At 38.0% G+C, this 21820-nt stretch carries 23 protein-coding genes; 12 read left to right on the plus strand and 11 right to left on the minus strand.

All coding sequences use genetic code 11. The features are described from left to right. Window positions 1–12 precede the first annotated feature (12 nt). From cobA to ACY2A0_RS00715, 4 genes are all read right to left on the minus strand, one after another. A complete protein-coding gene (gene cobA, locus ACY2A0_RS00700) occupies window positions 13–780 on the minus strand; it encodes a uroporphyrinogen-III C-methyltransferase (protein ID WP_461787720.1) in 768 nt (255 codons plus the stop codon). A 196-nt stretch (window positions 781–976) separates the two neighbouring features. After that, complete coding sequence (locus tag ACY2A0_RS00705; RefSeq protein ID WP_461791201.1) at window positions 977–3070, minus strand: HEPN domain-containing protein; 2094 nt, start codon at window positions 3068–3070, stop codon at window positions 977–979. A 270-nt stretch (window positions 3071–3340) separates the two neighbouring features. After that, window positions 3341–3778: an RrF2 family transcriptional regulator gene (locus tag ACY2A0_RS00710; RefSeq protein WP_461787722.1), complete on the minus strand. Its 438-nt coding sequence runs from the start codon at window positions 3776–3778 to the stop codon at window positions 3341–3343. A 183-nt stretch (window positions 3779–3961) separates the two neighbouring features. After that, complete coding sequence (locus ACY2A0_RS00715; RefSeq protein ID WP_461787723.1) at window positions 3962–4471, minus strand: very short patch repair endonuclease; 510 nt, start codon at window positions 4469–4471, stop codon at window positions 3962–3964. 175 nt (window positions 4472–4646) lie between these two features. Between ACY2A0_RS00715 and ACY2A0_RS00720 the strand changes: the two genes are divergently transcribed. Then, window positions 4647–5714, plus strand: a complete 1068-nt coding sequence (locus ACY2A0_RS00720; protein ID WP_461787724.1) for a sensor histidine kinase — start codon at window positions 4647–4649, stop codon at window positions 5712–5714. Next, window positions 5711–6454 carry a LytR/AlgR family response regulator transcription factor gene (locus tag ACY2A0_RS00725; RefSeq protein ID WP_461787725.1) on the plus strand — a complete coding sequence of 248 codons (744 nt, stop codon included), beginning with the start codon at window positions 5711–5713 and terminating at the stop codon, window positions 6452–6454. The genes ACY2A0_RS00720 and ACY2A0_RS00725 overlap by 4 nt, the downstream gene beginning before the upstream one ends. Before the next feature lie 4 nt (window positions 6455–6458). Here ACY2A0_RS00725 and ACY2A0_RS00730 read toward each other — a convergent pair whose 3' ends face one another. Continuing rightward, entirely contained in the window at window positions 6459–7907 is a 1449-nt protein-coding gene (locus tag ACY2A0_RS00730; RefSeq protein ID WP_461787726.1) for an ATP-dependent DNA helicase, read from the minus strand. Between the two features lie 149 nt (window positions 7908–8056). On the opposite strand from ACY2A0_RS00730, the gene ACY2A0_RS00735 reads away from it, so the two are divergent. From ACY2A0_RS00735 to coaD, 3 genes are read left to right on the plus strand one after another with little or no spacing between them, the layout of a single operon-like run. Continuing rightward, window positions 8057–8881: a DUF3822 family protein gene (locus ACY2A0_RS00735; protein WP_461787727.1), complete on the plus strand. Its 825-nt coding sequence runs from the start codon at window positions 8057–8059 to the stop codon at window positions 8879–8881. Further along, complete coding sequence (locus tag ACY2A0_RS00740) at window positions 8872–9411, plus strand: RsmD family RNA methyltransferase (protein ID WP_461787728.1); 540 nt, start codon at window positions 8872–8874, stop codon at window positions 9409–9411. Before ACY2A0_RS00735 ends, ACY2A0_RS00740 begins: the two co-directional genes overlap by 10 nt. 59 nt (window positions 9412–9470) lie before the next feature. Next, window positions 9471–9932 (plus strand): pantetheine-phosphate adenylyltransferase, encoded by a 462-nt coding sequence (coaD, locus tag ACY2A0_RS00745; protein ID WP_461787729.1) that lies wholly within the window; start codon window positions 9471–9473, stop codon window positions 9930–9932. Here coaD and ACY2A0_RS00750 read toward each other — a convergent pair whose 3' ends face one another. Continuing rightward, window positions 9933–10361 carry a hypothetical protein gene (locus ACY2A0_RS00750; RefSeq protein WP_461787730.1) on the minus strand — a complete coding sequence of 143 codons (429 nt, stop codon included), beginning with the start codon at window positions 10359–10361 and terminating at the stop codon, window positions 9933–9935. It abuts the gene before it with no gap. A gap of 3 nt (window positions 10362–10364) precedes the next feature. Continuing rightward, window positions 10365–10976 (minus strand): NUDIX hydrolase, encoded by a 612-nt coding sequence (locus ACY2A0_RS00755; protein WP_461787731.1) that lies wholly within the window; start codon window positions 10974–10976, stop codon window positions 10365–10367. On the opposite strand from ACY2A0_RS00755, the gene pyrE reads away from it, so the two are divergent. Beyond that, entirely contained in the window at window positions 10975–11628 is a 654-nt protein-coding gene (gene pyrE, locus ACY2A0_RS00760; RefSeq protein WP_461787732.1) for an orotate phosphoribosyltransferase, read from the plus strand. The genes ACY2A0_RS00755 and pyrE overlap by 2 nt on opposite strands. 27 nt (window positions 11629–11655) lie before the next feature. Continuing rightward, on the plus strand, window positions 11656–12054 hold the full coding sequence (locus ACY2A0_RS00765; protein ID WP_461787733.1) for an SRPBCC family protein: 399 nt from the start codon (window positions 11656–11658) through the stop codon (window positions 12052–12054). A gap of 253 nt (window positions 12055–12307) precedes the next feature. Here the strand turns inward: ACY2A0_RS00765 and ACY2A0_RS00770 are convergent, their stop codons facing one another. Then, complete coding sequence (locus ACY2A0_RS00770) at window positions 12308–13519, minus strand: MFS transporter (protein ID WP_461787734.1); 1212 nt, start codon at window positions 13517–13519, stop codon at window positions 12308–12310. Window positions 13520–13795: 276 nt separating this feature from the next. Between ACY2A0_RS00770 and clpB the strand changes: the two genes are divergently transcribed. From clpB to ACY2A0_RS00790, 4 genes are all read left to right on the plus strand, one after another. Next, entirely contained in the window at window positions 13796–16393 is a 2598-nt protein-coding gene (gene clpB / locus ACY2A0_RS00775; protein WP_461787735.1) for an ATP-dependent chaperone ClpB, read from the plus strand. Window positions 16394–16795: 402 nt separating this feature from the next. Further along, window positions 16796–17398, plus strand: a complete 603-nt coding sequence (locus ACY2A0_RS00780; RefSeq protein WP_461787736.1) for an outer membrane beta-barrel protein — start codon at window positions 16796–16798, stop codon at window positions 17396–17398. 227 nt (window positions 17399–17625) lie between these two features. Beyond that, on the plus strand, window positions 17626–17985 hold the full coding sequence (locus ACY2A0_RS00785) for a DUF2200 domain-containing protein (protein ID WP_461787737.1): 360 nt from the start codon (window positions 17626–17628) through the stop codon (window positions 17983–17985). 249 nt (window positions 17986–18234) lie between these two features. Further along, window positions 18235–18621: a response regulator transcription factor gene (locus tag ACY2A0_RS00790; RefSeq protein WP_461787738.1), complete on the plus strand. Its 387-nt coding sequence runs from the start codon at window positions 18235–18237 to the stop codon at window positions 18619–18621. Here ACY2A0_RS00790 and ACY2A0_RS00795 read toward each other — a convergent pair whose 3' ends face one another. Continuing rightward, the gene (locus ACY2A0_RS00795) at window positions 18622–18849 is read right to left on the minus strand and encodes a DUF1456 family protein (RefSeq protein ID WP_461787739.1); all 228 of its coding nucleotides are present in this window, start codon (window positions 18847–18849) and stop codon (window positions 18622–18624) included. It abuts the gene before it with no gap. Window positions 18850–19015: 166 nt separating this feature from the next. Further along, window positions 19016–20323: a DEAD/DEAH box helicase gene (locus ACY2A0_RS00800; RefSeq protein WP_461787740.1), complete on the minus strand. Its 1308-nt coding sequence runs from the start codon at window positions 20321–20323 to the stop codon at window positions 19016–19018. Between the two features lie 217 nt (window positions 20324–20540). Between ACY2A0_RS00800 and ACY2A0_RS00805 the strand changes: the two genes are divergently transcribed. Beyond that, window positions 20541–21014 carry a ribonuclease H-like YkuK family protein gene (locus ACY2A0_RS00805; RefSeq protein WP_461787741.1) on the plus strand — a complete coding sequence of 158 codons (474 nt, stop codon included), beginning with the start codon at window positions 20541–20543 and terminating at the stop codon, window positions 21012–21014. Between the two features lie 197 nt (window positions 21015–21211). On the opposite strand, the gene ACY2A0_RS00810 is transcribed toward ACY2A0_RS00805, so the two are convergent. Continuing rightward, window positions 21212–21790 carry a DUF4468 domain-containing protein gene (locus ACY2A0_RS00810; protein WP_461787742.1) on the minus strand — a complete coding sequence of 193 codons (579 nt, stop codon included), beginning with the start codon at window positions 21788–21790 and terminating at the stop codon, window positions 21212–21214. Window positions 21791–21820: the final 30 nt, after the last annotated feature.

The raw sequence follows: 21820 nt of genomic DNA on the forward strand, positions 1-21820 counted from the left end.
GTGTTATTGCTTTTAGGAGATAGCGGCATATTGCTTGATGATATTTTTAAATGATGGATGTAAGGAAACTACTTCGCCGAATATCAGCAGTGCTGGCGCTTCAATTTGCGCTTCCTCTACCTTAGCCTGCAACTGTTCAACGGTGGCAACCACTAGTTTTTCATTCTCAGTAGAACCATTTTGCACCACCGCAGCAGGTAATTGTGCTTTGCCAGCGGCTTTAAAAACGCTTACAATTTGTGCCAATTTCTTCAGGCCCATTAAAATGACTACCGTAGCATTAGAATTTGCTGCCTGATAAATGTCGTCGGAAATTTGTCCGTTGGTAGTGGTGCCGGTAATTACCCAAAAACTTTCGCTCAAACCGCGGTGCGTAACCGGGATTTGCTGCAAAGCAGGCACACCTATGGAACTTGAAATACCTGGAATAACAGTTACAGGAACAGCGTAAGAGGCAGCAAAGTCCAGTTCTTCATATCCCCTACCAAACACAAATGGATCACCTCCTTTTAGGCGTACCACATGGCCGTAATTCAAGGCATAATCAATCATAAGCTGGTTAATTGCTCCTTGCGAATGTGAATGCTCTCCAGAACGTTTACCTACATAAACTTTGATGGCAGCTTCAGGAGCGTGTGCCAGCAACGCCTCATTAGTTAAAGCATCGTACAATACCACATCTGCGGTTTGTAAAGCTTTCACACCTTTCAACGTTAACAGCTCCGGATCACCTGGACCTGCGCCTAACAAAGTTATTTTAGGTTCGATATGTTTGTTCATTTTGTTAAAATTTTGAATGAATAAATGAGTGAATGACCAAATGAGTGAATGAATAAATGACTAAATGAGTGAATGAATAAATTGCACTGTTCAGCTAATTGCAACTCACTTTATCATTTTATCATTTTATAACTTTATCATTTCACTATTTCATCATTTTATTATTAGTCAATGGCCATTTCAATTATTATATCATCTAATTAGCTAATTGAATAGTGCGTTTTGCTTTTATTTCACTTAAAAACGCTTCAGCCTGTGCGTAATAAGCGTTAGCAAATTCTGCTGATGGTTCGTTTTTATTAATTTGAAGTACTAAATCTGCAAAACTTCGCCCTAAATTGAATTCGCCACTTTCCACATATTGGTTGTCAAACTCTTTGATTACACCAGCTTGCGTACTTGCGTTTACCCCTTTATCCAACAGTAAAGATTTTGCGGCACTTACCATCGCTGCATAAGTATGATAAATTGCATCAGCATAGGCGCCATTATGAAGTGAAGCTTTAGCCCAACCGAACTTCTCATCGGCTTCGAGCAATAAAGTAGCTACCAAATCAATCACCACACCAGCACATTCGCCTACACCAATTGCCGTTGCAAAGGTTTCTTCATGCCCCCAATCCACAAATTCCTCAGCCTGTAAATTGGTTAAATCTGCCAATGGCTTTAACAACTGATAAAAGTGATCCTTGCCTTGCCTGTCATAATATTGATGAAAGTTTTCCTCTGCATTTCCATTGGCCTTAAAGTCATTAAGCAAATAATGCAAAACGCCGGTAGCACGTTTAGATGGAACTTTGATTACTCGCTCCGCCACTCGACCTTCGCCATTGCCAACCGTACCACCGCCCAACATTACTTGTACTGCCGGTACTACTTTGCCATCCGCTTTCACAGAACTTCCGTGGAAACCAATTTCGGCCAAGCCGTGTTGACCGCAAGAGTTCATGCAACCACTAATTTTAATATTGAGGTTTTTATGGTACACAAATTCCGGAAAATCATGGTAAACCACTTCCTCTAAAACTTCAGCCAAGGTCATGCTGTTGGAAATACCCAAATTGCAGGTATCAGTTCCTGGGCAAGTGGTAATATCAGCTAAACTTCCAAAACCTGCTTTAGCAAAACCTAAGTTATTAAGCGCAACATATAATGATGGCAATGCCTCTTTACGTACAAACTTGAGCAGCAAACCTTGATTTTGCGTAATTCTAATTTCATCTGCAATAAACGGCTTAACCGCAGCTACAAATGCCCTGGCTAAATCAGTTTTGATATCACCTACCGTAACCTTCACGTAAACCGCATAAAAACCTTCCTGCTTTTGAGGAATCACATTTGTTGCCAACCATAGCTGATAGTGATTTTCATCGGCGATCGCTACCGTTTCAAAAGCCTGCTCAAATGGAGCCACTGGTTGCGGCACTGCAGTAATATCTACTTTGAAACTTTTTACTTTGTTAGCGATTTTTTCCTCTTCCACTAATCGGATCACTTCATCCAAACCGAGTTTTTGCACCAAATATTTCAAGCGGGCTTTATTACGGTTGTTTCTCTCACCATATCGATCAAATACTCTTAATACTGCTTCTGTATAAGGAATAAGCTGATCTTCGGGTAAAAACTCTTGCACAGCATTGGCTAAAAATGGTTGCGCTCCCAACCCGCCGGCAAACATCACTTTAAAACCTCGTTCTCCTTTTTCGTTTACTTTTGGAATAAAACCCAAATCATGGATGTAGCTATAGGCTGTATCTTTATCACTTGAAGAGAAGGAAATTTTAATTTTGCGCCCCATTTCCTGACAGATAGGATTACGCAGAAAATAAGCGAAAACTGCATGGGCATAAGGGGAAACGTCAAATGGTTCTTCTGGATCAATGCCAGCATTTGGCGACGAAGTCACATTTCGAACGGTATTACCGCAAGCTTCCCGTAAAGTGATGTCATCTCGCTCCAATTCAGCCCACAATTCCGGCGTTCTATCCAAACTCACATAGTGGATTTGAATATCCTGACGTGTAGTTAAATGAAAATTCCCGCTGCCGTATTCATCGGCTACATCGGCTATGCGTAACAGCTGCTTAAAGGTGACTTTACCAAAAGGCAATTTGATACGCACCATTTGCACCCCCGGCTGACGTTGGCCATATACCCCTCTCGCCAAACGTAAACTTCTAAATTTTTCTTCGTGGATTGTTCCCTCTCGAAAAGCTTTTATCTTACGCTCTAAGTCGATGATGTCTTGTTCTACAATTGGATTTTCGAGTTCTGTTCTAAAACTTTGCATGGATGCTGTTGTGCTTTATTCAAAAAATGCCTCTCTTTTCGGAGAAGCATCTATGTTCAATTTCTTTTTAAAAAATGATATACGTACTTCTTTTACCTTGTTTTACAACAGTGGCTCATGGTTGATTGTGGCATCAGACAGTATTTAAATATCAACTTCATCCGTCAAATATATAAAGTATATAGGAATAGTAGTAATTATTTTTAAAGATTTTTTAATAACGACAGTTTTTAGTTCGTTATCCTATTGGAATACAATAGCTTGTCAGAATTATAGGCCTAGCTTTAATTTGTCTTCCCTAGCAATTACATCTGCAATGCTGGTTTCGCCTAAAATTTTAAGGGTAGCATCCCTCACATCAATGAAAGCACTTCTAATGCCGCAGGTCACCTCGTCAGTACATTCATCACATTTGTGATAAAAGTTTAAGCTTGCGCATGGTAGCATCGCTACCGGACCATCAGTAAGGCGTAAAATTTGAACTAAGAAAATTTCCTCTGGTTTTTTGTTAAGGCTATAACCGCCTCCGGCACCTTTTTTACTATACAAAAATCCAGCATTTCTTAAATCTAAAAGAATTTGCTCTAAAAACTTTTTGGGAATACGCTCCTCCTCTGCAATCTTCGAGATTTGCATTGGCGGCAAGTCAAGGTTTTTGCCCAGCGCTACTAGTGCCTTAATGGCATATTTGGTCTTTTTAGAAAGCATGACTGCAAAGGTAATAATTTTTAGGTTAGTTGGTTGATTGGTTGTTTAGTTGGTTGGTTGGTTGGTTTGTTGTTTGGTTTTTTAGTTGTTTGGAAGTTGATTATTGGTTATTGATTATTGGTTATTGATTATTGGTTATTGGTTATTGGTTATTGGTTATTGACCCTTCGTTATTATCCCTTCCTATTCGTAATTCTCAGGAATGCGCTGTTGCTTTGCGGCTTCAATATACAATTTGATTTGATTAATGCAGGCTGCCAAATTTCCTTTAACGTCATGTTCCCAAAATCGCATAACTACGTAGCCCATTGCTTGCAAACTCATGTTCACAAATTCATCTCGCTGCATGTTACGTTCAATTTTGGGGATCCAAAACTGTTGGTTGCTTTTAGGTTTGCGCTCCTTCCATTGATAGCCATGCCAAAAGTCTCCGTCAATAAAAATTGCTAAGTGATACTTATCAATTACCAAATCAGGCTTACCTACCAAATCGTTACGATGTATACGGAAGCGAATATTTTCTTTCCACAGCGCTTTTCTCAGCAAAAGCTCGGGCTTACTGTTGCTACCCTTAATCTTAGCCATGGTTTTGCTGCGTTGCTTAGTGGTGTAAAAGCCTGCGCTTTCCTCAAAGCGAGGGACTTTAATGGCATCTTGTTCTAACGGCAAATAAAATCTGGGCTGTTTTTTCATTATGTCACTAAATTAATTATTTCGCTATCACCACTCGTCGCTTTAAAAACACTATTAAGGTTTCAAAATATGCTAACCATCCTTTAAACCAACGTTAATGCAATTACAATTCACATCTTTACAACAAATCTACTACTACTTATTGTTTTGATATTGTATTTTTACTTGCATTGAAATGGCACTTACGTTAAAGAAAATCCTCCGACATCGAATTGTTCAACAAAACATCAAATATATTGGTGTAGGAGTTTTAGTGGGAGTTAGTTTAAGTTTGCTGATTGCTGGGTTAAATAGTAAGGGTATCGCAGCCCGACAAGTATTTTTCAATATACTGTTCAGCATTTTTATCAGTTTGGGCATATCCAATATATTTTCAATTTTCCAATGTTACAGCAGTAAACTTACACGTAATTTTTGGCAGCTGATATTGCTGTACTATCTATGTAATATCCTCGGAATGATCGTTGGCATAGAAATTTGCTACTTCATCATTTCGCTTTTTTACAATATCAAATACGAAGCTTTTAACCATCTGCAAGATTATCGTTCAATTTCAGTCATCGTACTAATTGTGGGCACCATTATGTTGCTTTACCATTTACAAAAACGCAATGCGGAAAATGCGCTGAAAGCCAAAGAAGCCGATTTAATTAAAATCAATCAGTTAAAAACCGAGGCCGAATTGCAGGCACTTCAATCGAAGATTAACCCACATTTTTTGTACAATGCATTGAATGCTATCACCAGCCTCATTCACGAAGACCCAGATAAGGCGGAGGATATGACGATTAAACTTTCCAAACTTTTCAGATACAGCATCAACTCCCAACATGAAAATTTTTGTAGTTTACAAGAGGAAATTGATATCCTAAACACTTATCTCGCTATTGAGAAAGTACGTTTTGGAGATAGGATCAATTTTGATATCAACACCGATGATGTACTTTCACATATGCAGTTTCCACGGTTTTTACTACAACCACTTGTTGAAAATGCACTAAAACATGGCTTAAAAGATACTGCCGAAAATGGACTTCTAGCGGTTAAGGTAATTAAAGAAGATAATCAAGCACATATTTTCGTAAGGGATAATGGTTCTCCTTTTCCTGCAGAACTAATCGCAGGTTACGGACTGCAAAGTACCTTTGATAAGCTAACGCTGCTTTATCCTAACAGCCATGAAATTGAAATGAGCAACGAACCCATCAAACAAATTAAAATAACCATTCCTTTAAGCGCATGACCTGGAAAACCATTATCATTGAAGACGAACAGTTAGCACGCCAACGCCTCAAACGACTGCTGAACAACTATAGTGAAATTGAAATTATCGGAGAAGCTGAAAATGGACAGTTGGGCCTACAGCTTATTGAATCCTTACAACCTGATTTGGTATTTTTGGATATTGAGATGCCAGTGCTTAATGGCTTTGAAATGTTGGCTAAACTAACAGAAAATCTACCTAAAATAGTATTTACTACAGCTTACGATCAATATGCAATTAAAGCTTTTGAGGAAGGCTCTATTGATTATTTGCTAAAACCTATTGAGTTAGAACGATTGGACAAAACCATCTTCAAATTAAAACAAACTAATTTAGCTAAACCAGCTATCGCGATAGAAGATCTACTTCAGAAAATTAAAGGAAAAACCAATTTAAAAACGCTTACGGTAAAGCTAGGTGACAGAATTTTATTGATAAAGCTGGAAGATATCATTCATGCGCAAGCAGAGGATAAGTATGTGTTCCTGCACACTGCGGATGGCAAAAAGCACTTGACGGATTACACCCTCTCGAATTTAGAGGAGAAGCTTCCCGAAGATTTTCTCCGTATTCATAGAAGCGACATCATTAACACCAACCATATTACAGAAATTAGAAGGGGATTTAATGGAGCATTGATATTTGTAATGAGTAATGGAGCGAAAGTAACGTCAAGCAGATCAAACAGCGAAAGCTTAAGAGAAAGATTTGAAATCTAGCAAACTAATCTTCATCAAAAACCTTTTCGGCAAATAAATCTTTACTAAAATTAACTAGAAATAATTCCTTTTTAGCACGTGTAACGGCAGTATAAAGCCACCGCATGAAATCAAGGTCAACCATATCTTCTGTTAAAAAACCTTGATCAACAAATACGGCTTCCCATTGGCCGCCCTGTGCTTTGTGGCAGGTCACGGCGTAAGCAAATTTGATTTGTAAGGCATTGTAGTAAGGATCTTGCTTAATAGCCAGTTGACGTTCTTTTCTATTTACAATATGCTCATAGTCTAACAACAGCCCTTCGTACAATCGTTTGTTAGCTTCGTAAGGTAAATTTGGGCTTTCAATTTGAAGCGTATCTAAAAGTACCTTGCAAGTAATGGCACCTACATCTGGAAAATCTACCAATTCCAATTGAACCTCCGCAAACCTAAAGCCATAACGTTCCTCTTCCCTCCTTACTCTAATAATTCTGGCCATATCGCCATTGGCAATAAAAGCAGTTTCATTATCATCTGGCAACCAAAAGTAGTTGTTACGCACCACCATAATGTAATCGCCACCGCTCAGCTCTTCATCTCTGTAAAGTAATCTCGACCTTATTTGATTGTTATAAATATTTGCCGATTTATTAGACCTGCAAACCACCAATGTATTTTCTAAGCCATACTTTCCATAGGCGTATTCTAGGCCCTCCACAAACTTCAATCCGGTCATACGGAAAATATCTTTAAAGCCTTTGGTAATGAATTTTGGCCATTCAGGTTCCTCATCGTAAGTATTTACTAACTGCCTTAACATGGTAGCATTAGCCAAAATACCTGATTTTTTTTCTTGACGAACCACTTCGGTCAACTCTACAGTAGCTACATCGAGCTGAAAATTACTTTGTAAATACTCAGGATTTAAAGCGGGACTATCTGTACTTCCCACTGGCGGCAACTGCGCAGTATCACCCACAAACAGCAAAAAACAATTCTTATCGGAACCATCTGGAGCGGGCTGAAAAACAAATTCAAGTAAATCTCCCAAAAAAGTTGTGCCACTTTGAGAGTTCCATTCATCTGCAATCATGGAAGCCTCATCAACAATAAACACCGTATTTTTTGAAAGGTTAGGCGCCAGTTGAAATACCATATCTAGGCTTACTGCATTCTTTTTACGGTAAATTCTTTTGTGTATGGTGAGCGCCTTTTTCTGTGTATAGTTACTCATCACCTTGGCAGCCCTACCGGTAGGTGCCAACAGCTCCGATTTTAAGCCGAACTTTGGCAGTGCTTTTACCAATGCCGCTACAGAAGTAGTTTTACCCGTACCCGCATAACCTCTAAGCACAAAACAAGCGTCTTGATTGGGTTTGCTTAGAAATTCTGCTACCTTTTCGCAAAATTCCAGCTGTTGTTGAGTAGGTGTAAAAGGATAAGCTTGGGCAATTACGCTGGCTTTGGTCATGATGCAAAGATAACAAACCATTTCGGTTGGAGGTTGAGGTAAGTTTTATATCAGAATAAGCAGAGATTAACCTTTGCTCAATCGTTAGCATTAACTATTGAACAAGTAAACCACCGAAGCAAAGTAAAAATTTGTTATTTTTGTGATAGATGAATAAGAACAGCATTTTATTAATTGATCCAAACTTTGAACCGGCCAACAGTTCTAATTTAAATTTGCTTATAAAAATTGGTGTTGATACTTTTTCGTATAGCATTGCTGATGAAGAAAAAGAACTGATCCATGCAGTTTATGATGAGCAAGAATGCGAAGATGGCGTGGAAAAGTTTAAAGAACGACTAAAAACAGATGCTTACTTAAAACTACCTTATCAATCTGTTAAAGCGGCCATTTATACGCCAAACTTAGTTTTTGTTCCCAAAGCACTATTTGACAAACAACAAATAAAGTTGTATACGCAGTTTTTTGTTGATACCGATTTGCAGAACATATATGTTCAAAGTAGCGAACAAAAGGAATTCGTCTATATTTTCGGCATTTCCAGCGCTACCGATAAGCTGCTAACGACAAATTGGGAAAATGTAACCCTATTACCTTATGATGCTGGACTGTTGGAAAACGCACCTGCAACTGACGACAGTAATGTCATTATTGATTTTACAGTTGGGTCGTTTCAATTGCTATACTTTAAAGGAAAGCAGCTGAACTTCGCACAAAATTATCAGTTCGACGGTATCGATGAACTCACCTATTACTTTTTGTTGATAATTAGTCAATTGGGCATTCATACGAAACAAACGTCATTAAAAGTTTGTGGCATTATTCACAAAGGGGATGATCAATGGAACCTTTTAGCGCAACATTTTAATCGAATCGATTTCTTGGTAGTTCCAACACCTTTTGACACCAATATATTGGATGATATGCCTGCTCATTACTACACCAGCTTACTTGCCTTACAACAATGCGGATAGTTGGTGGACGTTTAAAAGGCTTGCAATTCCAAGCTCCAGCAAAATTGCCAGTTAGGCCAACTACAGACATGGCCAAAGAAGCCCTCTTCAATATTTTACTTAACACTTATGATTTTGAGGAATGTAGCATACTAGATTTATTTACTGGCACTGGCAATATCAGTATCGAATTCGCATCAAGGGAGGCTGGAAACATCGTTGCTGTTGATAAACACCCTGCTTGCACTGCATGGCTTAAATCAGTAAAAGAGAAGCATCAATTAAATAGTATCGATATTCGCAAAGCGGATGTTTTCAAATTCTTAGCACAAACCAACGAAAAATTTGACATCATATTTGCTGATCCACCTTATGACCTTCCCAATATTCCTTTGCTACCGCAACTTGTTGCACAATATGCCTTGTTGAATAACGGAGGAGTTTTAGTGGTAGAACATCCATCCATGTTAAAATTAAATCAACAACCAGGCTATGTGGAAACTAGGAAATACGGCTATTCTTCTTTCAGTTTCTTTACTTTTTCAGAGTAATACGCCGCTAATAGTTAGTTACCAGCTAAACAACCAATGAACATTAACCAATTTTAATCATGAAAATCGCTTTATTTCCGGGCTCATTTGACCCAATCACTATAGCTCATGTAGATATCGTAATGCGTTCCCTTCCTTTATTTGATAAAATTGTAGTTGGCATTGGGCTAAATAGCTCTAAGCAGAATTTTCTTTCTGCGGAGAAAAGGGAAGAAATTGTGAAAAGTGTTTTTTTAGCAAACCCCAATATAGAAGTGCAAACCTATCAGGGTTTAACGATAGACTTTGCGAAAAAAATAGGAGCCAATTACATGGTAAGAGGCATACGATCTGCTGCTGATTTCGAATACGAAAGAGCCATTGCACAAATCAACAAAAGCATGATGCCGGAAGCCGAAACTATACTTCTGTTAAGCAGACCAGAATATTCGGCAATCAGCTCCACTATTGTAAGGGACATCCTGAGAAATAACGGTGATGTAAGCCAGTTTATTCCAAAAGAAGCTTTGCACTTTTTATAGTTACTGCAATAGATAAATCACATTGCTAGTACCACTTGTACCGGGCACCACTTTAATGTATTTGAATTGGGTCTTGTTTTCCTCGGTAACGGAAAATTTCTGACCGTCAATGGTAATCTCCCTAGCTTGCTTATTAAACGTATAATTTACCGTTTTTGTAGTGGTTGTATTTCCATCACACTTTTTTGTACCGTAAGTAATCACTAAACTACCGTCTGATTTGAACAAAAAGGTATCATCCTGTTCACATTCTGGTACCGCGTAGTAGCTGCTCGTACCGCTAGGATTGGTTGCAGTATTCAAATCTTTTAAACCAAACTTCCAAGTTTTTGAAGTTAACACATCGATAATCTCTTCGCTTTCGTCCTTTTTACAAGCGAAAACAAATAAAATAAGTGCTAATGCTGCGAATCTTTTTAATGCTATCATAATTTAAAGCAATTGCTCACTTTTTAAAACGTCGGTGATCAATGGATAAGTATTTTTAATTTTTGCTTTTATTTCGTGTGGCGCTATCCATACGGCATCCGTAATCCCCTCTTCTGTTTGTGGTATCAATTTTGGACTCCCTTTAACGGTCATGTGGTACCAACTGGTTCTTTTTAAAATAACTTCATTGTTCATTTCGTATACGTGATAAGTTTTACATACCCGATCACCACGCTTATCAATTTTAACACCGCATTCCTCTTCCACCTCTCTCACTGCTGCATCTTTAACTTTTTCTCCTTTATCTACTTTTCCCTTCGGCAAATCCCATTTCTTATTTCTAAAAATAAATAAAAATTCATTTTTAGCATTAGTTACCAAACCACCGGCAGCTTTAATCACCGTTAACTCTTTTTTCATCTTTTTAAATACAGCCTCTGGATTTTTGCATAGCAGCAGATAATTTTTCTTCTTGCTGTTTTTGAGGTTTCTATAGAAATTTTCGAAACCAAAACCCTCTACTTCAATTTGTTGTATCTTTTCTACCTGAAGTGGGACTTCGTGAGTTATAAACAAAGTGTTATCGTTAATATAAATTCTGTATTTTTGCGCCATGTACAATAAAAGTGATATTGAATTAAAGGTAGCTGAATTTTTGTTACAAATTAAAGCAATTAAATTACAACCTGCTAATCCATTTACGTGGGCTTCGGGTTGGAAATCCCCAATTTATTGCGATAATAGAGTAACCTTATCCCACCCTTCGGTTAGAACTTACATTCGTCAGAAATTGGCTCAGTTAATCCAAGAAGAATACGGTGCCGTTGATGTAATTGCAGGTGTTGCAACCGCAGGTATCCCTCAAGGTGTTTTGGTAGCTCAAGAGTTAGGTTTACCCTTTATTTATGTAAGGTCAAAAGCTAAAGAACATGGCACCGGAAGTTTAATTGAAGGCGAAGTGATAGAGGGACAAAGAGTAGTAGTTATCGAAGATTTGATTTCGACAGGAAAAAGTAGCCTGCAAGCCGTAGATGCGTTAAGAAATGCCGGCTTATCTGTAGCTGGCTTGGTAGCAATTTTTACTTATGGCTTCCAACAAGCTGACGATAACTTTGCTGCTGCAAAATGCAGATACTCTACACTTTCTAACTACAAAGCGCTTATTGACTATGCAGCAGAACATAGCATTATTGCAAAATCAGATATCGAGTTTTTAAACAAATGGCGTGAAAACCCGTCAGAATGGGGACAAGGCGCAGCGGTTTAAAAAGCTAACACACAATAACCTAAAAAAATGACTATCATTGAAAGTAACGCTGTAATTAATTTACCTGTGGCACAGGTATACCAATTTCTTGCTGATTTGAATAATCATCAAGCTTTAATGCCCGATAATATCTATAATTGGTCGTCCACAACTGATGCGGCTAGTTTCACTATTCAGAACATGGCTAAATTAGCGATCCATATTGCTGAAAGGGTAGAAAATGAAAAACTGGTCGCTATTCCTACGGAGAAGCCGCCTTTCGATCTTTCACTCCAGTGGTCAGTTAGCGATAACGGCGATGGAACCACAACCGCAACGCACACCATCTCAGCCGATTTGAATATGATGATGAAAATGCTGGCGTCAGGCCCGTTACAAAAATTGGCCGATCATCAAACACAAAAACTAAAAGAGATTTTAGGATAAAAAAAAGGAAGTTCAAAAGACTTCCTTTTTTTTATGCTTTTAGCGTAGTGTCTTAACATCAGTAAAATCTAACAGAAGCTAAACCTCTTCTTTCTTAAAGAAATTCGACATAAAAAAATACATCAGCGCAAAAAGAGTAAAAATTATTCCAAAAAAACGGCTAATTAGGTTCATATTGTTATAAACTAAGTAGCCGATGAAAGGTTTAATCAGCCTGACTTAATTTATATACTTTTAACAAATTTTAATTTTTTTAACTTTTGTTCAGCATCATACGAGCCATTAATATCCTAAAGCCTAACGCAGTAATTAACATCAAAACACCAGTACCGGCCCAAAGTGTATTAAAGCCAAAGCTATCAGCAATTTTAGTCCCTAAATATGGTGCAAATATTAAGCCTGCCGATAAGGACAATGAGTTTAGCCCCATGTAAGCACCTCTATTTTTTGAGTTTGAACGCTGCAAGGTAACCGTAGCCATAAATGGCATTGCCAGCATTTCCGAAACGCAAAGAATAAACATGGAAACGTACAACAACCACAAGCCTTTAGTGAGTAAAAGCGAAGCAAATGCAATACCGCAGCAAAGGACTCCAAAAGCAATAGCATTTCCTGCAGTCCATCTCCGTTCTGCAATATGGACAATTAACATCTCCAAACTAAAAACAACCACGCCACTATATGCCAAAATAATTCCAATATTCTTTTCAGATAACTGATATACCTGCCGATAATACAACGGCAAGGTGCTTAACAATTGGAAAAAACAAATCGCAAAAAGAATGCTCAACAAAGTGAACATCAAAAAGGGTACATCTTTATAAGGAGATTGATATGGAACCAGCTCCTTTTCTGCAGCTATGTTTTCTTTTTTATGTCCTTTTTTGCTTCTGAAATACACTAAAAAGATGATGGCTGCCAATAAGGCCGCAAATGCATTGCCATAAAACAGCCATTTATAAGAAATAGCAGCCAAAAAACCACCCAACGCAGGTCCAATAGAAAAGCCTAAGTTTAATGCCATTCTGTTAAGTGTAAAGCTACGTACTACATTTTCCGGTTTGGAATAATAGGCCAACGACACCGAATTGGCGGGGCGTAGAATATCGCTTACTGTACTTAAAGCGAGAATGCCCGCGGCTAAAGGCAACATCGTGGTTAGCTTAGGCAGCAATAAAAATAACGGAACCACACCTGATAAACTAAACAGCTGTACCTTAAAGTGCCCAAATTTATCAGTAAGCCAGCCACCAATAGTTGATCCAATCACCGATCCAATACCAAAGCAACTTAGCAATAGACCAGCATTTTCTAAAGAAAAGCCTAAATGCTTCACCATGTAAACTCCAAGAAAGGGCACCACCATTGCGCCGCTTCTATTCACTAACATAACTAATGCAAGCATCCACGCCGAAGTAGATAATCCTTGGTATACTTTTAAATAGTTTTTGATATGCGTTCTCATTGCTAACAGAAGAGCCGCAAAGATAGTTTATTGATTTATTTTCTTCTAATGCAGCTTATTAGTTCGGACCATATCTAAACACAACCATAAAAACTGTCATTATTTCATACAACATATTAAAAATCAGACATTTATTCATAAAATTTAGTTTCAATAGGACAAAATTTCCGATTTTAAAATCATTCTATCGGTGGCATTTGTTTTGAAGTCACGCTAACAACTACAAATACGAAAATGTGATGATTTTGTAGTTAAAACATACAAGAAAACAATATTATGAATTTCAACAACTTTACCATAAAAGCCCAAGAGGCTGTGCAAAAAGCCTCTGAAATTGCACAGGGCAATCAGCAACAGGCTATAGAAACCGCTCATTTACTTAAAGGCTTACTTACAGTGGATGAGAATGTGATTTCATACGTGCTGAAAAAATTAAATGTCAACTTAAATACGCTTAACCAAAAACTAGACGAAGACATCGCCAAGTTTCCAAAGGTAAGCGGAAGCAATATCTATTTATCTTCGAACGCTAATAATGCATTGCAAAAGGCACAAACTTACCTAAAGGAATTTAAGGACGAATTCATCTCGGTTGAGCATGTACTTTTAGGTATTTTAGCTACGAACGATGCTACATCTAAATTATTAAAAGATCAAGGTGTTAACGAGAAAGACCTTAAGAAAGCCATCACCGAATTACGTGGCGATAGTCGTGTAACGGACCAAAATGCAGAAGCTACTTATCAAGCATTAGGCAAGTATGCCCGCAACTTAAATGAATATGCCGAAAGCGGAAAGCTAGATCCGGTGATTGGTCGTGATGAAGAAATTAGACGTGTGATCCAAATCTTATCTCGCCGTACTAAAAACAATCCTATCTTAATTGGTGAACCCGGGGTAGGTAAAACTGCTATTGCGGAAGGTATTGCCTTTAGAATCATCAAAGGAGATGTTCCTGAAAACCTAAAATCAAAGGTGGTTTATTCGTTAGATATGGGAGCGCTCATTGCTGGTGCGAAATACAAAGGTGAGTTTGAAGAACGATTAAAAGCCGTTGTAAAAGAGGTTACGCAGAGCGATGGCGACATCATTTTATTTATAGATGAAATCCATACGCTGGTAGGCGCTGGCGGTGGCGAAGGCGCAATGGATGCAGCAAACATTTTAAAGCCAGCATTGGCACGTGGCGAACTGAGAGCCATCGGAGCGACTACGCTAGATGAGTATCAGAAATATTTAGAAAAAGATAAAGCTTTGGAACGCCGTTTCCAGAAAGTGATGGTGGATGAGCCTGACACACAAGATGCGATTTCTATTTTGCGTGGTTTGAAAGAACGTTATGAAACGCACCATAAAGTTCGCATTAAAGATGAAGCCATTATTGCAGCGGTAGAAATGAGTCAGCGCTACATTTCCGATAGATTTTTACCGGATAAGGCAATCGACTTAATGGACGAGGCCGCATCAAAATTACGCATGGAAATGGATAGCGTACCAGAAAATGTGGATGCGCTTGAACGTGAAATTATGCGCTTGGAAATTGAACGCGAAGCTATCAAACGTGAAAAAGATGATGCCAAGGTGAAAGAATTGAGTGAGCAGATTGCCAATTTAGCGGCCGAACGTGATGAATTTAAAGCAAAATGGCAAGGTGAAAAAGATTTGGTAGATGGAATCAACACGGAATTAGAGCAAATTGAAGCCTATAAATTAGAAGCTGAACAAGCAGAGCGTGCTGGTGATTATGGAAAGGTTGCCGAGCTCCGTTACGGTAAAATCAAAGAAGCTCAGGACAAAGTTGAAAAACTCAAAGCGGATTTGGCAAGTAGGCAGAACGAAAGCAGAATGCTCAAAGAAGAGGTTACTGCTGATGATATTGCTGGCGTTGTTGGTCGTTGGACCGGCATTCCTGTAACTAAGTTGGTATCCAGTGAGCGAGAAAAGCTTTTGCATTTGGAAGAAGAATTGCACAAGCGTGTTGCTGGGCAGGAAGAAGCTATTGAAGCAATTTCTGATGCGATCCGTCGTTCAAGAGCAGGCCTACAGGACAAACGCAAACCTATTGGTTCGTTCATCTTTTTGGGAACTACCGGCGTTGGTAAAACGGAACTAGCGAAAGCTTTGGCAGAGTTTCTATTTAACGACGAAAACGCAATGACCAGAATTGACATGAGCGAATATCAGGAACGTCATGCCGTGTCACGCTTAATTGGTGCGCCTCCAGGATATGTAGGCTACGATGAAGGTGGTCAGTTAACGGAGGCGGTACGCAGAAAACCTTATTCGGTAGTGTTGCTAGATGAGATTGAAAAAGCACATCCTGATGTTTTCAATATCTTGTTACAAGTATTAGACGATGGTAGGCTAACCGATAACAAGGGTCGTGTGGTGAATTTCAAAAACACCATCATCATCATGACTTCCAACATTGGATCGCATTTGATTCAGGATAATTTCAAAAACTTGGATGATGACAACAGAGACAGTGTAATTGCGAAAACTAAAAATGAGCTATTCGAGTTGTTGAAGCAAACTATTCGTCCAGAGTTTTTGAATAGGATTGATGAACTGATTATGTTCACACCGCTAAATAGAACCGAGATTAGAGATATCGTGGCTTTACAGTTTAAACAAGTGCAACAGACTTTAGCAGAAATGGGCATCACCATGGAAGCAAGTACCGAAGCGTTGGATTGGCTAGCTGAGTTAGGTTACGATCCGCAATTTGGAGCACGTCCATTAAAACGTGTTATCCAAAAACGTATCCTTAACGAGTTATCTAAAGAAATACTAGCAGGAAAAGTAGATAAAGACAGCAAAATCAAACTTGATATGTTCGATCACCAGTTTGTATTTTTAAATGAAGATAAGTAATCGGCATTACAACTAGCTGATACAATATTCGACGCTATCATATATCAAAGAGGCAGCCCCAAAAGCTGTCTCTTTTTTATGCCAACAACTGACAAAAAATGCCAAATCGACAAGTTATAAAACCATCAAAAAATCACTAAAATGCCACTAACAAGAGGTTTTGTCAAAACAGTATAATTTCAAAAAACATCCAAAAAAACAAATCAATTATTAATCAATTGATTAAACAAAAAACAGCGTTTTTGGCACACCTGACAAATTTTCAATTCGGAACAGCATTTGAACTTCAGCTGTCAAATGGTCAAATAAGATCATTGACACAACACATAAATAATTAAAAAAAATGAAACCATCCGAGTTATCGGATAGCTTCATTACAGATTAAAAACAATTTAAAAAACAATGAAAAAACTTTTATTATCGTTAGTGGCTGTAGCAGCCATTACTTTCGGAGCAAATGCACAAACAGAAAAAGGAAAAATAATTTTAGGTGGTAACGTTGGTTTCAACAGCACAAAAGTTGATGGCGCAGCTAAAGCCGATGTAAATTTTAGCGTAGTTCCAAGCGTAGGTTTCTTTGTAGGCAATAACTTTGCAGTTGGTACTGGCGTAGGTTACAACTATAACAAATCAGTAAGCACTCGTAACCAGAATGAAGCGTTTGAAGTAGCTCCTTTTGGTCGTTACTACGTCAACTTAACTGATCAATTTAAATTCTTTGGACAATTATCAGTACCTTTGGCTTTTGGTACCGTTAAAGATGTAAACGCAAACGGCGACACTGGTGCTAAATTAGGAACAACTACATCAATTGGTGTTAACGTGGCTCCTGGCTTCGCTTTCTTCCCTAACAAAAAAGTTGGTATTGAGTTTTCGGTTAATGGCTTAGGTTACGAAAACTTCACCACAAAAGCTGAAGTTACAGGTGCTAAAGTAAAAACCAATAGTTTTGGATTAGATGCAAATACTTTTGCTCCAAAATTAGGGGTTCAGTTTTATTTCTAGTTAACTTAGAAACTGTTTAAATTTCTGTTAAACTTTTTACTTGTCAGTCTGAGCTTGTCGAAGACTACTTGTTAAAGAATGTTTCGACAAGCTCAACATGACACCTGTATGTTATTGACAGAAATTTAAACAGCTTCTTAAATAGTCTTAAAAAAGTCATCCAATAGGGTGACTTTTTTTGTTTATACTAAAATGTTAATTTGCAACAACTAATTTAAAAAAACTTAATGAACGCCAAAAATAACGAACGGGTTTATCGCATGTTCTTCGCAAGCGTGTATCCGCACTATATCACTAAAGCAGAGAAAAAGCAGCGCACTAAACAAGAAGTTGATCAAATTATTTTTTGGCTAACAGGTTACAACGAAGAAGAATTGCAGCGAGTTTTACACGATAAAACTGATTTTGAAACTTTCTTCGCTAACGCTCCAAAGATAAACCCCAATGCATCTAAAATAACAGGAGTAATTTGTGGTTACCGGGTGGAGGAAATCGACGACAAAGTAATTCAGCAGGTGCGTTATCTGGACAAATTAATTGACGAGCTTGCCAAAGGAAAAGCAATGGAAAAAATCTTACGTAGCTAAAAAAAGATGTTAGGAAAGCAATAGCAGCACATTCGGCAAATTGAGCCCTTTGCTTTGCTCAAATAGCTGCACTGCGTTTGCTATAACCGCTTCGCCAAGGTTTATTATACTTAAGACAGTGTTACTATGACCCATTAACCCAGCATCTGGCCAAACAAAACGTTATTTTTAGTTAAATGTTAAAATTGTTTAAACCCTAAGCACACTTGGTTGTTAGGTAAATAGTTCAACAATATTATATTTGCACACATGAAACGAATTATAGTAGTAGATGATGATGAGGAAGTGTTAGATACCATAGAATTGGTTCTAGAAATTGGTGGTTACGAAGTTGAGCCTTTGGCAGATGCAGAAAACATTCATGAACACATCCAAAATTTTAATCCTGATTTAATTATACTTGACATTGTATTAGGAAAAATTGATGGCCGTGTAATTTGCAAGGAAATTAAGTCTAACAGTAAAACCAAACATATTCCAGTGTTAATGATGTCTGGACTTTACAAAGCAGAAGAAATTAATACTCTGGACACGCCACCAGATGATTTCATGCCAAAGCCATTTAAAATGGATGTGTTGTTAGAAAAAATCGAAAAGTTGATCAATCAGAAGACCATTAGGCATAACATCAACTAACTATTTTTCTTCTCTAGGACCGCGTTTGTAGATTACTAATCCATTTAAGAAATTTCTTAAAATCTGGTCGCCGCATTTTTTAAAGTTTGGGTGGTCTTCCTTTCTAAAGATATCGCCCAACTCGCTTTTAGTTACGGAGAAATTAACCAGTTTACATATTTCGATTATATCGTCGGTAGTTAGCGAAAGCGCTACCCTCAATTTTTTCATTATTTCGTTATTGCTCATATTTTAATTGGTTGTTTAGTTGTTTAGTTTTTTGGTTGTTGGTTGTTTGGTTGTTTAGTTGTTTGGTTTTTAGTTAATGGTAATTGGAATTTGATAATTGGTCATTAAAACTAATACCTAACTCCTAATCCCTGATACCTGATACCTAATCCCTGATACCTAATCCCTAACTCGCTATTTCTACCTTTACTTTTCTTCCTTTAATTTTTTGTCCTGATAGTTGCTTAACTAACTGAGGTGCTAATTTACGTTTTACCGCAGCGTATGCGCTTACATCTTTCACTTCAATTAATCCCACATCATCTTTTGCTAGGCCACCTACCTTTAGTAAAAACCCTACAATATCTATTTTATTCACCTTATCTTTTTTACCTGCAGCTAAATAAATGGTTTGCCATTCGCTATCTGGCGGTATGGCGTAATTATCGCCCAACTCCTCTGTATCTATTGTATCTTCTAAATAGGCAAACTTCTCTCCTTCCGAAAATATCAAATATGCGGTGCCGGCAGCCTTCATTCTGGCCGTTCTTCCATTACGGTGTACAAACGCATCTTTGGTGTGCGGCAACTGATAGTGGATGATGTAGCCAACTTCTGGAATATCCAAGCCTCTCGCAGCCAAATCGGTAGTGATTAATATTTTGATGCTTCCATTCCTGAATTTCAGTAAAGCTCGCTCCCTATCCTCCTGCTCCATCCCACCGTGAAAAATATCGTGTACTAAATCTTTTTCTATCAACAAATCACTTATGCGCTCTACCGCCTCCCTGTGGTTACAGAAAATGAGCATCGATTGATCGCCTATTCTGCAAATCAACTTAAAAAGTGTTTCCAACTTATCTTCTGCGGCAGTATCTACACGCATCAATTTTAAATCCGGCACAACATCAACTGCAGACAAAAAACTGATTTTAATCTCATCCTTTAAGCCTGTAAACTGAGGTATTTGCTGCATTTCAGTTGCCGAAATAAGAAAGCGCTGCTTCAAGTGTTTTAAACTTCCTATAATAAACGACATGTCCTCTTCAAAGCCAAATTCCAAGGATTTATCGAATTCGTCCAATACTAAATAAGCAATGGAATTAAGGTCAAAGTTATATTCACGTATGTGGAAGGCAATCCTACCTGGTGTTCCGATTAAAACAGCTGGGGCTTCTGTAAGACTTTGCCGCTCCAGCTTTACCGAGTGCCCGCCATAGCAGCAGGTTACCTTAAAGCCAGAGCCCATTTGTTTAAAAACTTGCTCAATTTGAAGTCCCAACTCCCTGGAAGGCACCAAAATCAAACACTGAACCCCTTTTTGATTATTCTGCAATTTTTGCAACACGGGTATCAAAAAAGCCAAAGTTTTGCCCGAACCCGTAGGCGCTAATACAAGCAGGTCTTTCTTGAGTTTCGCTTTTTCAATTACTTCAGCTTGTAAATCATTTAATTGATTAATGCGAAGGTTTGAGAGCAGTTTTTGCACTTCCATACTACAAAGGTAGTTTTTATTTAAGGATTATGAATTGATGTAAACGAATACAAAAAACAATCTCTTGTCAAGAACTGACACAAAACGGATAGACAACTTGTTGATAAACAAGCTAATGTTAGCAAATAAACAACACATACTTCACAAAAGTTTAACAATAAGGCGTTAAATTTATTCAACCTCTTTAAGGTTACTTATCTCTTAATATCAATAACTTATGACCTGGAAAAAATTTAGTGGCGAAGTTATTCATTCGTCAATTTTAGAAGAAGTAGAAAAAGCCATTTTACGTGAAACTGAAAACGGCTTTAAACTTAAAGTTTGTATCGGTACTGATTCTCAAGTTAAAGCAAGCCATATCGATTTTGCTACTGTAATTGTGTTGCTTAGAGAACATCATGGTGGTTTCATGTACATTGCACAAGAAAAAACCACTCAACAAATGGGCATCAAAGAGCGCATGCTGTTGGAAGTGCAAAAATCAATTGAAACGGCCTATTCCATTTGCGATTTATTAGACATTTACGACGTTGACTTGGAGGTGCATGCAGATATCAATACTAACCCATCGTTTAAATCCAATAAAGCATTAAACGAGGCAATGGGCTATATTTTAAGCATGGGATTTATTTTTAAAGCCAAACCCGAAGCTTTCGCAAGTTCAACCTGTGCGGATAAGATGGTGCATTGAAGGGATTAGGATTTAGGAATTAGGTTCTAGGGATTAGGGATTAGTTATCAGTGAACAGGAATCAGTATTCAGTTTGGTTGCTTTAAGCACTCACTAACTTAAAACACCAATCACGACTTGCAAATAGAATATTACTACTAAAAACTTGCGACAAACTGATACCTGACCCCTAATACCTAATACCTGACCCCTATCACCTACCAAGTCTTAGAAATCACTTTCTTCTCCTCCACTTTTGGCAGTACCTTACCTGAGCTTGCTAAGTGTAGCTTCAGTCGTTCAGCAAAGTCAGTCGCGTAACTAACTACTTGCTGCTTATAATCTTCCCATTGTTCCTTCCCCGATTTGCCAACTTCCTTTTCCAGTGGAGTAGCAATTGTAGTGCTTGGCACAAAGTTTCCATACCTGTCTTTTGCATATGGGATCACCTGAAAATCAGTTAGCCAAAAACGACATTTACCTGTCGTATGTTCAAAATTGAAATTGTATTTGATTTCTCCGGTAGGATGCGAAGCGATAGCCAAGCTTTTATGGATCACCATTTTTCCATAAGCAACCATTCCGATAGCTGACCTACTTTGCATGCGTAGTTCTTTTCCATTTTTAGCAACGAAATCTGCCATCCTCAACATTAAACTATCACCAGATACCTGAGTTACCACCACTTCATAATAAGTGTATTTTCCAGTTTCATCCTTTAATAATTCAATAGCTTTTTGCGCTCTGAGTTGAAAGCTAACAGAAACCAGTATTAATAAAATTTTGAGTGACCTCATAAAAATTAGGTTTTAAAAATGAGGCGCCCC

It is taken from the genome of Pedobacter sp. (assembly GCF_965249885.1).
Classification (GTDB): Bacteria; Bacteroidota; Bacteroidia; order Sphingobacteriales; family Sphingobacteriaceae; genus Pedobacter.